The sequence below is a fragment of the Pyramidobacter sp. CG50-2 genome (genome assembly GCF_003612005.1).
In the GTDB taxonomy this organism is placed as follows: domain Bacteria; phylum Synergistota; class Synergistia; order Synergistales; family Dethiosulfovibrionaceae; genus Pyramidobacter.
Map to the genome: position 1 here is coordinate 46458 of NZ_RAWT01000006.1, position 12301 is coordinate 58758.

The window sequence follows — 12301 nt, forward strand, 5'->3', positions numbered from 1 at the left end:
CTTTCTGCATATGGGCGGTTCTGTACGGACGCTCCGTATCATATTTCTTTTGAATTTTTTCTCCGAGCCGCCGCTTCTCCGTGGCGGCTTTTGCTTGAAGACGCGCTCATCGCCTGGCGGGGATATCCACGGTGACCAGCGTGCCGCCCTCGGGGCGGGGGCGGATGGAAAACGACGCGCCGATCAGCGCGGCGCGTTCGTTCATGCTGGCGATGCCGCGGTGCCCCTGCACGCGCAGGACTTCGGGATCGAATTCGCGGTCGATCCCGGAGCCGTCGTCGGCGATGGTGAGTCGACAGCCGTCGCCGCAGGTCAGCTTGACTTCGACGGCCGCGGCGTGACCGTGCCGGGCGGAATTGGCCACGGCTTCCTGGACGATGCGGCACAGCGCCAGCGCGTCCTTTTCGCTGAGCGCGTCGGTGCAGCCTTCGATGACAGCCGTGACGGCGACGTTATGGATGCGGCTGAGACGATTGGAAATCTCCTCCAAGGCGCGCGCGGCGCCGAGGCTGAGCCACGGCGGCGAGAGCCGGTCGCAGACGTCGCGCATCTCCTGCACGGCGGTAAGGGCGGCTTCCTGCGCGGCGTCGAGGTGCCCGTCGACGCGTTCACGGTCGATCTCGGCCCTTCCCAAACCGCGCCGCGCGAGCTGAATGCGCTGGATCAGAGACGCCACGGTCTGCAGCGGGCTGTCGTGAATCTCGCGGGCGAGACGGGTGCGTTCTTCTTCCTGAGTGCGCACGATGTCGCCGACGTAGTTCTTTTTTAAAGTCTCTCGGTCGACAGCGCTGACCGACAGCTCCGAGAGGGCTTCCTGCATGTTCTGCAGTTCGGGCAGCGGCGGTCGGGAACCGGCGCGCAACACGTCCCGCCCCCAGTGCAGCGTTTCCACCTGCGCGGCGAGACGCCGCAGCGGCGTCACGCACCAGCTCCACAAAAGCCAGATACCGATCAGGGCGATCGCGCTGACGCCGATGGTGATGACCTGCTGCAGGAAGACGAGATCGCGCATCGGCCCGGGGACGAGGAATTTGGAGATGACGACGACGACGGCGCGGATACCGTCGGGATAAGGATAGACGGCCGCAGCCGAGGGCGGATGCGGATCGATCTGCACGGAGAGCAGCTGCATTTCGCCGCTGGCGAAAGCGCGGTTGACGGCGAGCGCCAGCTCGGGCGTGATCTTGCTGCCGGGCGAGCCCTGCAGCTTGATCCCCCCCGGTCCGACGGTGGCAATCCAGCCGGGCACGGGCGGCCCGAGCGTGAGCATTTTCAGGAACAGCCCCATGCGCCGGTGGCGCTGCAGCGGCGACTCGTTGCTCGAACCGCTTTCCTCGCGGACGATGCTGCGCGCCAGGCTTTGGGCGTAGCGCGACGCCATACCGGCCATGGCCCGCTGCTGCCGGTAAAGGCCGAAGCCGGAGAAAAACAGAGCTGCCAGCGTCGGCACGAGGATCATCATGAGGATGGCGGGGAGCAGCCAGCGGCGTTTCTTCATGAAGGAAGTTCCCCTTCGAGCAGTTCGTCGACGAGGATCACGCCGTTTTTCAGGGCGATGATCAGAGCCTCGGTCTTGTTCTTGGCGCCGAACTTGGCGTAGACGGAGGAGAGATGGGCCTGAACGGTGCGTTCGGTGATGAACAGCTTCGCTGCCACTTCCTTGACGGGAAATCCCTGGGACGAAAGCAGCAGCACTTCGCGCTCGCGCGGCGAGAGCGGTTCCAGTTCGTTCGACGCGGAGTCGACGGCGTTGGCGATGGCGGAGTCGAGATAGATGCCGCCGCCGATCACCGACTGCAGCGCCTGCGTCAGCTCCATGACCGCCGAGGTCTTGACGATGAAACCGCGCGCGCCGGCCGAAAGCGCCGCCACGATGTACGGCTGGGCGTTGTAGGCCGTGAGCATGATGACCTTCGTCGGCAGCTTGGCGTCCTTGACTTTGCGGGCCACGGTGATGCCGTCCATTTCCGGCATGCGGATGTCGAGCAGGGCCACGTCGGGCCTGAGCTTTTCGATCATTTCCCAGGCCTGTTTGCCGTCGGACGCCTCGCCGAGCAGACTGAGCCCTTCTTCTTCGGTGATGAGCGCCGCCAGCCCGGCGCGGGTGAGCGGATGGTCGTCGGCCAGAACGATTGAGATCATGTGAAAGAACCTCCCGTTTCATGATGGAGTCGTTATCCGGTACTGTGCTTATTGTATCGCCGGGAAATCGGATTGGGAATGGGAATCTGTACAATCTTCTGTGACAGCGGGTTTGGACAGTCAAGGACAGCGCGCAAAAATTTCCTGTGAAAATCCGCAGGCGGCGGATTGGCGAATTCTTCAATGCGCGGCGGACGCTTTCCAATTATACTCAGGGCACGTTCGAGGGAGGACGCGAGAGAGGCCTCCCTGCGGCGTAATCTTCATAAAAAACAATCATATCAGGAGGTCATGTAAAATGAGAAAAACACGCCTTGTTCTTGGTGGTTTGGCGATCGCGATCCTTGGCAGCGCGGCGGCGTGGGCCGTTCCGCCTCGCCCCGGCCGGGAAATCCACGGCGGCCCCGGCCTGCCCCCGCCTCTGCGGATGCAGCGCTGGGAAGAAGACAAGCGCATCTCTGAGAAGGCGCCTGAGGAAATCAAAAATGCTTTTGCGGAGATGAAAAGCCTGAAGAAAGACCTCCGCCTCGAGCTGGGCAAGGACAAACCCGACTCGGGCAAGGCGCTGGAGATGCTGAGAAAGTCCGAAGAACTGCACGCCAAGGTGCGCGAGTGGCAAGTGAAGCAGATCCTCGAGGGCAATGCGCCCAAACCCGCCGGCCGCCGGCATCGCGGCGGTTTCGGAGGATACGGCCCCGACGGCCGTCTCGCGCCTGCGGCGCCCGGGTTCGGTCCGCACGCCGTTCCGCATTATTATATGATGCCGATGATGCCTTACTCCGTGGCGCCGATGTACCACTGCCCTTGCATGACGATGGTGCCTCCGGTGCCCCGGCAGGACGCGCCCGCGGCGCCCGCCGCCGAAGCTCCGGCGGCCAAGTAGACAGTTTTTTTACGATGCCGAATTTTGATGACGGAAAGGCGGAGGATCCGTCCGTGTTCTCCGTCTGAAGAAGAAAATGAGTTCTGATGAAAGTCACACGCGCTCTGTTTGCTTCGCTGCTTTCGGGATCTTTTGTCCTCTCGCCTCCGGACGGCGCATGCTCCTTCTCGGTGTGCTGATTGGCGCGGCCGCCAGCAGCGGCGACTGATACTTCCCGAAATCTAATTCTCCAGTGTCCTGCGGACGCTGAACTATTGCAGACAAGGAGGTTTCTCCATGTATAAGAAGAGACTGGCCGGTATCGTTCTTGTCGCTGCGGCTGTTGCCGTCCTGAGCGGGGCGGGAACAGCCGACGCCGCCTCGAAAAAAAGTGCCGTATCCCAGATTGCCGCTCCACGCCGCGGCCCCGGCGGCCCGGGCTTCCGTCCCGCGCCTCCGCCGCCCCGTCCCGGCGGTCCGGGCTTCCGTCCCGCGCCTCCGCCGCCCCGTCCCGGCGGTCCGGGCTTCCGTCCCGCGCCTCCGCCGCCCCGTCCCGGCGGTCCGGGTTTCCGTCCCGCGCCTCCGCCGCCCCGTCCCGGCGGTCCGGGATTCCGCCCCGCGCCTCCGCCGCCTCCGTACGGGCACCGTCCGCCGCCCCCGCCGCCTCCCCGGAGATATCATCGTCATCGCGACCGCGACGATCTGTTCGTTGTAGGCGGCGCCATGTTGCTGCTCGGAGCGATCCTCGGCGGCGCGAACTGAACTCCTCCTCGAATCGGCAGCTCAATGAACGGCTCCCGGCAGGAATCCTGCCGGGAGCTTTTTATGGAGCTATCATACTATTTTCTTGATTGGAACACTGAAGAACAAAGGCGCTCCGAGGAAGATTCACAAAACGAACGACGCAGTCGAGATTGTCCTGAGCGGGCGCTGGGCGCTTGCAGTTAAGCTGTTCCATTAAGAATTGGTATCACAACGTTTGCAAACGGGAAGGAGAACGCTCGAGGAAGTTATGTTTTCTTTGTTTTCGCCGAGGGACGATGAATCTGTTTTGCCGAAAAAAAGTAAGCGACGGCGCAGAAAAAATTTGCAAAATTTCTTCGCGGACGGTATACTTACATCCATCTACAGGCAACCGGCCTGGGTGGATGGGATAGCGCGATGTGTTCCGAAAAAAACTTTTGTTCCGGGGGGACGGAAAGGTTTTTCGGCAAAATCTTGTGTGTCGAGAAGGAGCGAGAAGAGATTATGCTTGAGTTCTTTAAGTACAATTTCATGGCGGCGTTTGCCATCTGCGGTCTGATGTACGTCATCGGCGAATGGGTTTCCACGATCACAAAAGCCTGGGTTCCCTCGGTTTTCGTCACTGCCTGCCTGATGCTGCTGGGGTACTGGCACGGAGTACCTCACGATCTGGTCACCAATTCGGTGCTGATCCCCTTCGGCGCGAGCACGGGCATTTTCCTGCTGCTGGTGCACATGGGCACGATCATCAGCTTCAAACAGCTGATGGAGCAGTGGAAGGTCGTCGTTGTGGCGTTGGCCGGTCTGGCTGGCATGTGCCTTGCCGGTTACTTCGTCTGCCCGTTGTTCATGGATCGCAGCTTTGTTATCGCCGGACTGCCGCCTCTGACGGGCGGCATCGTCGCCGCTTCGATCATGCAGCAGGCGGCCATCGCCAAGGGCATGACGGCCGTCGGCGTGTTCGCCATCGCCATGTACTGCGTACAGGGTTTCGCGGGCTATCCTCTGACGGCGATCTTCCTCCAGAACGAAGGGCGCCGTTTGATCAGGAACTTCCGCGCCGGCAAATCCGACGCCAACGGCGTCACGGAAGAGCAGGCCGTTCTGGCCGCTGCCGCGGTGCGCCGCAAGTTGCTTCCTTCCGTGCCGAAGAAATTCGATTCGGCCGTGGTGGTGCTGCTCAAACTGGGGATCGTCGGCTATCTCGCCACAGTCATGGGCGGCGTCTCCTTCGGTCCCGTCGGCAAGATCAGCGGCGCGATCTGGTGCCTGCTGCTCGGCGTGCTGTTCACGTCGATCGGCTTCCTTGACGAGAATTCGCTGACGAAATGCAACTCCTTCGGCATCGTTATGTTCGCGCTGATGATGTACATTTTCGACGGGCTGAAGGACTGCACCCCCGAGATGCTCAAGTCCATCATCCTGCCCCTGGTGCAGCTGATCGTTACCGGCGTTTCCGGCCAGCTGCTGTTCGCCTTCATCGCGGCGAAGATCGTCAAGCTTTCCATCCCGCTGGCGTTCTCCGTTTCGTTGACCGCTTTGTACGGCTTCCCCCCCAACGCCGTCATCACCGAGTCGATCTGCAGGGCTCTGGCCGAAAACGACGAAGAGCACGATTATCTGTCGGGCATCCTCATGCCGGCCATGATCGTCGGCGGCTTCGTCACCGTCACGATTACGTCCGTCTTCGTGGCTGGAATCTTCGAGAAGCTGTTCTAAAAGGAGTGCAATAGGTGCGCGGAAAGCTGTCAGACCCATAGCCTGACAGCTTTCCGCGTCGGAAGCGATTGAAAGGAGAAATGCATTATGGACATCAAAGCTCTTGCCGACAAGTACGAGTCCTACATCGTCGAACGCCGCCGCTATTACCATTCCTGCCCGGAACTGTCGGGCGAGGAGAAGGAGACGCGCGCGCAACTCCGCCGCGACCTCGAGGCCATGGGCGTCACCGACATCAGAGAGTTGAAAAACTGCTGCGGTCTGACGGCCACGATCCACGGCGGCCAGCCTGGCAAAACGGTGGCGCTGCGCAGCGACATCGACGCGCTGCCCGTAAAGGAGCAGACCGGTCTGCCGTTCGCCTCGAAAAACGAGGGCAAAATGCACGCCTGCGGCCACGACAATCATATGGCCATGCTGCTGGGCGCGGCGCAGATCCTCAACGAGGTGAAAGACGAGCTGCACGGCGACGTGCGCCTGATCATCCAGCCCGCCGAAGAAGTGGCCACCGGCGCCAAAGCCATGCTCGCCGAGGACGCGCTGGACGGCGTCGAGGCCATTTACGGCGCTCACATCTGGGGCGTGCTGGGGAGCGGCCTGATCGACGTGACGCCGGGCAACCGCATGGCCTGCTGCCATCAGTTCAAAATCACCGTCACGGGGGTCTCGGCCCACGGTTCGGCCCCGCATCTGGGCATCGACGCCATCACCGTTTCGGCGGCGATCGTCAACAACCTGCAGCAGTGCGTGTCGCGCATGAACGACCCGCTCAATCCCCTCGTGCTGACGGTGGGCACGGTGCACGGCGGCGACCGCTGGAACTGCGTGCCCCGCGAGGTGGAAATGGAGGGCACGGTGCGCACCTTCAAAGCCGATACCTCCGTGGAAGAGGCCATGCGCCGCGTCATTGCCGACACGGCCTCGGCCTTCGGCGCTGCGGGCACGCTCGAATACAAGTATCTGACCCTGCCCGTGATCAACGAGGACGAACAGCTGAACCGCATTGCCCATGACGCCGTAGTCAAACTGTACGGCGAGGAAAGCGTCGGGCACATGCCCACGATCATGGGCAGCGAAGATTTCTCGTGGTTCGGCGAAAAATGCCGCTACATCTTCGGCTTCATCGGCAGCCGCGACGAGGAAAAGGGCTACGTTTACACGAATCATCAGGAGAAATACGACGTGGACGAGAGCGTCCTTAAGCGCGGCAGCGCCGTGATGGCCCAGTTCGCGGCGGATTTCCTGGCCGAAGCGGCGCGCTAGAAGGTAAAACGAGAGACGCCGCGAAAGCGGAAAGAGGATCGCGGAGAAAGCTTGCAGGACGTTTTTCTTACGAGAAGTCCCGCGTGAAACGTTCGATGCCGAATGTCAAAGAGGCGGCCCGCCGGAACATGTCGGCGGGCCGCCTCTTGTCTGGCCGCAACGGAGAGGGTGAAATGGAGGCGAGGCGCATGAAGTTCGAGGCCGTCATGTCGAAAACGGAAGACGCTTTCACCATGGGAAAGATCCATTCGCGCTCATGGCAGACGGCGTACAAAGGAATCGTCCCCGACGAAATCGTCGCGGCGTTTACTGCGGACAAGCAGGCGGAGAGATTTGCCCGTGCGATTGCCACCCGGCGGGAAGAATATTATCTGTTCACGGTCGACGGCCGTCCCGCCGGTGTCGCTTCCCTGTGCCGAAGTCACGAGGATGACGAACCTGATCACGTCGGAGAGATATACTCGATTTACTTTCATCCCGATTTCTGGGGAACTCCGGCCACCCAGGCCGGACTGGAATTTTGCATCAAGAGGCTAAAGTTCCTCGGCTATTCGCACCTCACGATATGGGTGCTGTGCGACAACATCCGAGCAAGGCGATTCTACGAAAAGAACGGTTTTGTCCGTGACGGCCGCGCGCAGCAGATTATGCTCGGGCGGCCGTTGTGGGAGGTGCGGTACTCTATGGAAGTATGACAGGCGTCCGGCGCGGCTTTTCACGGGGGTGTTTTACGCCAGCAGTTTCGTGCCGGGATAGGCTTTCAACCCTTCGCCGAGGATGGCGATGGCGCGGGTGAGATCGGCGCAGTTGAGCACGTAGGCCAGGCGCGCTTCGTCCCTGCCGAGGCCGGGCGTGGCGTAAAAGCCGCTGCCGGGCGCGAACATGACGGTTTCGCCGTGGGAGTCGAAGTGTTCCAGCAGCCAGATCGCAAACTTTTCGGCGTCGTCGATGGGCATTTTGATCATCACGTAAAAAGCGCCCTGCGGCGACGAACAGGCGACGCCGGGGATTTTGGCGAGCTCGCGCTGGAGCGTGTCGCGCCGCCGGCGGTACTCGGCGTTGACGCCGTCGAGATAGCTCTTCGGCGTGGCGTAGAGCGCGGCGGCGCCGATCTGTTCCAGCTCGGGGCAGCACAGGCGGGCCTGGCAGTATTTCATGATCTGGACGCAGAAATCTCTGTTGCGGCTCAGCAGCGCGCCGATCCGCGCGCCGCAGGCGCTGTAGCGTTTGGAGAGCGAATCGACGAGCACGAGATGCTCGTCGAGTTCCGGCATGGCGCCGAAGCTGCGGTACGAAGCTCCGTAAACGAACTCGCGGTACACTTCGTCGGCGATCAGCGCCAGATTGTGGCGGCGCACGACGCGCGAGATCAGTTCCATCTCCGCGGGCGTATAGACGCGCCCCGTGGGATTGCCGGGATTGGTCAGCAGAATGGCTTTGGTGCGCGGCGTGATGCTGCGCTCCACGTGCGCTTCTTCCGGCAGCGCATAGCCGTTTTCGACATGCGTCGTAATGGCGCGGACGGTGATGTTGAGCGCCCGGGCAAGCGCGTTGTAATTGGCGTAAAAGGGCTCGAAAACGAGGATCTCGTCGCCGGGGTCGCAGAGCGCCATCATGGCGATCAGCAGCGCTTCCGAGCCGCCGCTGGTGATGGTGATCTGTTCGATGCCGTAATCCATGCTCCAGCTCTGGTAATAGGCGCGGATCGCTTCGAGCAGGCGCGGATTGCCGTGCGAGTCGCCGTAGGCGATGACTTTTTTGTCGAAACGGTGGATCGCCTCAAGAAAGCCGGCGGGTGTTTCGATGTCGGGCTGACCGATGTTCAGATGGTAGACTTTCTTGCCTGCGGCCTTTGCCGCGGCGGCGTAGGGGGTCAGCTTCCTGATGGGGGACGCGGACAGGCTGCTGATTCGTTCTGAAATGATCATTGTCAATTCATCTCCTTCGGATTTGGTGAACCGCGGCGCGAAAAAACCGGCCTTCGCACGCGTGTTCCTTATGAAATAAACGTGCTCCATAGTACCTTGAGAAATCGAACCGTCCTGACACAATATAGCAGCTGATACTATTTCTTGATAAAAAGCGTTAACACGGTTTACTGGGCGCTGCGAGCGACTGAACTCCCTCGCAGCGCCCTTGCGTTTGGCATTTTAATCGAGAACTTAGTATGACAAACTGAAAGGCATCGTGTCCGGGATTTCCGCCGCGGCGTTCTTCAAAACGCGGCGGCGTCGTGCCGGATCACCTGAGCATCCGCCACAGAGTGCTTCTGCTGATGCCAAGGCGTTTGGCGGTTTTCGTCTGGTTCATGTTCTCCTGCGCGAAAATTGCCGTGACGATATCCCTGACGATCTCGTTCAAAGGGCGGTTCAGGTTAAAAGCGGCCGCAGCGGTGGGAGGCAGCTGATGACGCTCCTCCGCCAGCACCTCTTCCGTCGCGCTGGCGGAAATGTAGGACATCTTGGCGGAGACCACGAGGCAGCGCACCACTCTGACAAGCTGGTCGATATTCCGCTCCCAGGGAAACTTCTGGAGCAGCAGCATGGCTTCGGGCGTGAACCCCACGACTTGGGTGCCAAGCCGGGCGTTCAGCGAGTTGATGTAAAGCCCTACAAGGGTGGGGATGTCGCCGCTGTGCCGTCGTAGAGGCGGGATCTCGACGGTAAGGCAGGAAAAGATTTCCCTGAGATAGATGAAAAAGCTGTCGCGCTCGGTGAAGCCGTCGCCGAGAGAACAGGAAAGGATGAACTTGTTTCGGCACGCAACGGCGGTGTTCCCGAAATAGTTTTCCAGCCTCAGGCGCTGTTCGGGCGGAATGTGTTCGACGCAGCGGATGTAAAAGGTGAGACCGTTGTCGCGGAGCGGGGAGTTCTCGTTTTCAAGCAGATACTCCCAGTGAGATTCCGTCATCATCCTGCAGTCGATACGGACCAAGGAGCTGCGGCGCCGTCTGCTGTGAGCGTAAATATAGTGAGCGAAACGGTCTTTCCCGGTCCCGGCCTCGCCCACCAGAAGCACCGGCTGGTCGATGGCGGCGCAACGGTTGATGCGGTGAATGACCTTTTGCATGATCTCGCTCTCGCCGAGAAAATTTTCGAAAGGCGCCGTCTGAAGGGCTTCCTCCGGGTCGTAATACCGCAGCGCCTTGTTGCCAAAGGGTTCCGCGTAAGGCTGCCGCGTCAGCGTGTAGACGCAGTAGTTCCGTTCCCTCGAGACAAGGTCTTTGCCTTCGATGGAAACTCGCTGCGCGTCAAGGCGTCGGACGAGATGCAGGTTTTCTCCGGAAAGAATCGAGGGGACATTTTTTTCCAAGGTGGAACGAAGTTTCTGCGGGATATCCTTCAGTGTGGAGAAGCAAAGTTCCCGGCGGTCGCTAAAGACGATCAGGTTGTCGTTGAGGCTGTTGAGCAGGGAGTCGAGAAGATTTTTGCTTTCCTGCAGGTCGCGGTAATAACTTTGCAGGTGCAGCGCCCTTTGGAACGCGTCTTCGATGCTTTCCATGCCTGAGGTGACCAGGATTCCGTTCATATCGAGCTTTTGGGCGATGATGGCGGTGATCGTGTCGCCGACGACGATTCGGCGCCCTTCCTTTTTGAGTTTTTCGAGCTGTTCTCGCGCTTCGTCGGCGCTGTGGATGGTGATCACGGGAGTCGTGTACTGAAGCAGGTCGCAGAGCGACGAGGCGTTTTTTGTGATGCTTGGGTAGCCCATGATGGCAAAGTCGTCGGAGAAATTGCGGGCCAGCCGGATGGCCCGCAGGATGTCGCAGACCGAGAGATCGATCTCGCAGACGGGAATGGAGAAATGCCTGCGGATCTCTTCGGCCGTGCCTCCTCGTGAGATGATGGCGTCGATGCTGGATTCGAGGTGTTCCGAGACGGCTCTGACGCCGTCGGCCAGATCGCCGACGCGGATCACGAGCTCCAGGTCGCTGCGGCGCGCGGCAATGTTCATCATGACGTCGCGCATTCCTTCGTAGGGGGCGATACAGAGCAGACGAACCTTTTTCAAAATACGACACCTCCCAGGTCAGCATGTTTTATTCTAACACAAATTTCGGAAATGGACGAAAACGGAATGGGCCTGCGATTTTATGAGCCTGGCTGAGCTGCGGCGCGGAACGGTCGAGCAGAGGCGCGCATTCCAGACGAGGCCGTGATCGTTTTTTCTTCTTGTTTCAAAATAAAACACATCGTCGAAAAGAGTTTCATAATGAAACTGAAAAAAGAATATCCGCTCTTGTTTACGAAATATTTTTTTCTTATGCTTTTGCATAGGAATCGAAAACAAGAGAAAAAATCGTTGAAGGGAGCTGGCGATATGCTTCGACTGCTGATACTGGCCGACGATTTTACGGGGGCGCTCGATTCGGGGGTACAGCTGGCTCAATGTGGAGCGCACACTCACGTGACGACCAATCTGGATGTCTCTTTCGATGCTTGGAAGGACGATGTCAGGGACTCTGTCGTCGTTGTCGACACGGAATCGCGCCACATCGATCCGCGGCGGGCCTTCGAAATCGTCCGCGACATCGCCGGGCGTGCCGCGAAAAGCGGCGTTCCCGTGATTTACAAGAAAACCGACTCGGCACTGCGCGGCAACATCGGGGCAGAGCTGGAAGGCGCTCTGGCCGGCAGCGGAGCGAAGCGCCTTCTGTTCGTCCCTGCGTATCCGAAATTGAAGCGCCTGACCCTCGAAGGAATTCAGTACATTGACGGCGTCCCCGTGAGCGAGAGCGTTTTCGGCCGCGATCCCTTCGATCCCGTAAGGGAATCGTCGGTGGCGAAGATCATCGGACTTCAAAGCGCCCTTCCCGTGGTATCGGTGGCGGAGGGAGCGCCGATTTCGGCAGCGGAACGTCGGGAGATTCTCGTTTTCGACGCTTCGTCGGACGAAGCCTGCGCGGCCATCGCAAAACAGCTTGGAGAGATCAGGGAGACCACCGTTTTGGCTGGCTGCGCCGGGTTCGCGGGGCATCTGCCGCAGCTGCTTGGCCTGCGTCGTCCCCTTCCGCCGGTGACGCTTGAGGCGCAGGGACTTCTGGTGGTTTCGGGAAGCCTGAATCCGATCACGACGGCTCAGCTGGAATACGCGCGCAGTTCGGGTTTCGACGCCTATCGGCTCACCTCATCGCAGATGCAGGAGGGGATTCCTGCAGGCCCCGAAGGCGACAGGATATTGGACGATATTGCGACGCTTTACAGGCGGAACAAGCGGCTTCTTTTGTACGGCGCGCCGCCGGAAGCGGGGATAGGTTCCGTCGCTTTGGAAGAAAAGAGCCGCGCCGTGGCCGGTCACCTCGGCGAGCTGGTTCGACGACTGTACCGCCGCGGTCTTAGAGGCGTTTTTGCCGTGACCGGCGGGGATATCCTGAGCGGCGTGCTGGCCCACATGGAATGTTCGCGTATGCGCCCTCTTTGTGAGATCGAATCGGGCGTGGTGCTTTCCCGCGCCATCCTTCCCGAAGGCGACGTGATGATCGTTTCCAAATCGGGGGGAATGGGATCTCGCGAGGTCTTTGTGAACGTGGCCGACTTTATTGAGCGGCACCGCGCATCTTAGACCTCCTGG

At 60.3% G+C, this 12301-nt stretch carries 10 protein-coding genes; 6 read left to right on the forward strand and 4 right to left on the reverse strand.

Features of this window, described 5'->3' with window-relative positions; all coding sequences use genetic code 11:
• Positions 1-106 precede the first annotated feature (106 nt).
• Both D7D26_RS02245 and D7D26_RS02250 read right to left on the reverse strand, forming a co-directional pair.
• On the reverse strand, positions 107-1498 hold the full coding sequence (locus D7D26_RS02245; RefSeq protein ID WP_120371857.1) for a sensor histidine kinase: 1392 nt from the start codon (positions 1496-1498) through the stop codon (positions 107-109).
• Positions 1495-2142 carry a response regulator gene (locus D7D26_RS02250; protein ID WP_120371858.1) on the reverse strand — a complete coding sequence of 216 codons (648 nt, stop codon included), beginning with the start codon at positions 2140-2142 and terminating at the stop codon, positions 1495-1497. Before D7D26_RS02250 ends, D7D26_RS02245 begins: the two co-directional genes overlap by 4 nt.
• Positions 2143-2440: 298 nt before the next feature.
• On the opposite strand from D7D26_RS02250, the gene D7D26_RS02255 reads away from it, so the two are divergent.
• The 5 genes from D7D26_RS02255 to D7D26_RS02275 all read left to right on the forward strand — a co-directional run bounded on the left by D7D26_RS02255 (position 2441) and on the right by D7D26_RS02275 (position 7425).
• The gene (locus D7D26_RS02255; protein ID WP_120371859.1) at positions 2441-3025 is read left to right on the forward strand and encodes a hypothetical protein; all 585 of its coding nucleotides are present in this window, start codon (positions 2441-2443) and stop codon (positions 3023-3025) included.
• A gap of 276 nt (positions 3026-3301) precedes the next feature.
• Positions 3302-3766: a hypothetical protein gene (locus tag D7D26_RS12440; protein ID WP_199674654.1), complete on the forward strand. Its 465-nt coding sequence runs from the start codon at positions 3302-3304 to the stop codon at positions 3764-3766.
• A gap of 486 nt (positions 3767-4252) precedes the next feature.
• Complete coding sequence (locus D7D26_RS02265; protein WP_120371860.1) at positions 4253-5467, forward strand: hypothetical protein; 1215 nt, start codon at positions 4253-4255, stop codon at positions 5465-5467.
• Between the two features lie 87 nt (positions 5468-5554).
• Positions 5555-6730 (forward strand): amidohydrolase, encoded by a 1176-nt coding sequence (locus tag D7D26_RS02270; protein ID WP_120371861.1) that lies wholly within the window; start codon positions 5555-5557, stop codon positions 6728-6730.
• A gap of 83 nt (positions 6731-6813) precedes the next feature.
• Positions 6814-7425, forward strand: a complete 612-nt coding sequence (locus tag D7D26_RS02275) for a GNAT family N-acetyltransferase (protein ID WP_199674656.1) — start codon at positions 6814-6816, stop codon at positions 7423-7425.
• Positions 7426-7458: 33 nt separating this feature from the next.
• Here the strand turns inward: D7D26_RS02275 and D7D26_RS02280 are convergent, their stop codons facing one another.
• Together D7D26_RS02280 and D7D26_RS02285 are read right to left on the reverse strand one after the other, a co-directional pair.
• Positions 7459-8658 carry a pyridoxal phosphate-dependent aminotransferase gene (locus D7D26_RS02280; protein WP_120371862.1) on the reverse strand — a complete coding sequence of 400 codons (1200 nt, stop codon included), beginning with the start codon at positions 8656-8658 and terminating at the stop codon, positions 7459-7461.
• A 313-nt stretch (positions 8659-8971) separates the two neighbouring features.
• A complete protein-coding gene (locus D7D26_RS02285) occupies positions 8972-10741 on the reverse strand; it encodes a sigma-54-dependent Fis family transcriptional regulator (RefSeq protein ID WP_120371863.1) in 1770 nt (589 codons plus the stop codon).
• A 309-nt stretch (positions 10742-11050) separates the two neighbouring features.
• On the opposite strand from D7D26_RS02285, the gene D7D26_RS02290 reads away from it, so the two are divergent.
• Entirely contained in the window at positions 11051-12292 is a 1242-nt protein-coding gene (locus D7D26_RS02290) for a four-carbon acid sugar kinase family protein (RefSeq protein ID WP_158606235.1), read from the forward strand.
• Positions 12293-12301 lie beyond the last annotated feature (9 nt).

Bases quoted from the DNA above. Each gene is read 5' to 3' on its own strand.
- D7D26_RS02245 (WP_120371857.1), bottom strand. From the start codon at position 1,498: ATGAAGAAACGCCGCTGGCTGCTCCCCGCCATCCTCATGATGATCCTC.
- D7D26_RS02250 (WP_120371858.1), bottom strand. From the start codon at position 2,142: ATGATCTCAATCGTTCTGGCCGACGACCATCCGCTCACCCGCGCCGGG.
- D7D26_RS02255 (WP_120371859.1), top strand. From the start codon at position 2,441: ATGAGAAAAACACGCCTTGTTCTTGGTGGTTTGGCGATCGCGATCCTT.
- D7D26_RS12440 (WP_199674654.1), top strand. From the start codon at position 3,302: ATGTATAAGAAGAGACTGGCCGGTATCGTTCTTGTCGCTGCGGCTGTT.
- D7D26_RS02265 (WP_120371860.1), top strand. From the start codon at position 4,253: ATGCTTGAGTTCTTTAAGTACAATTTCATGGCGGCGTTTGCCATCTGC.
- D7D26_RS02270 (WP_120371861.1), top strand. From the start codon at position 5,555: ATGGACATCAAAGCTCTTGCCGACAAGTACGAGTCCTACATCGTCGAA.
- D7D26_RS02280 (WP_120371862.1), bottom strand. From the start codon at position 8,658: ATGATCATTTCAGAACGAATCAGCAGCCTGTCCGCGTCCCCCATCAGG.
- D7D26_RS02290 (WP_158606235.1), top strand. From the start codon at position 11,051: ATGCTTCGACTGCTGATACTGGCCGACGATTTTACGGGGGCGCTCGAT.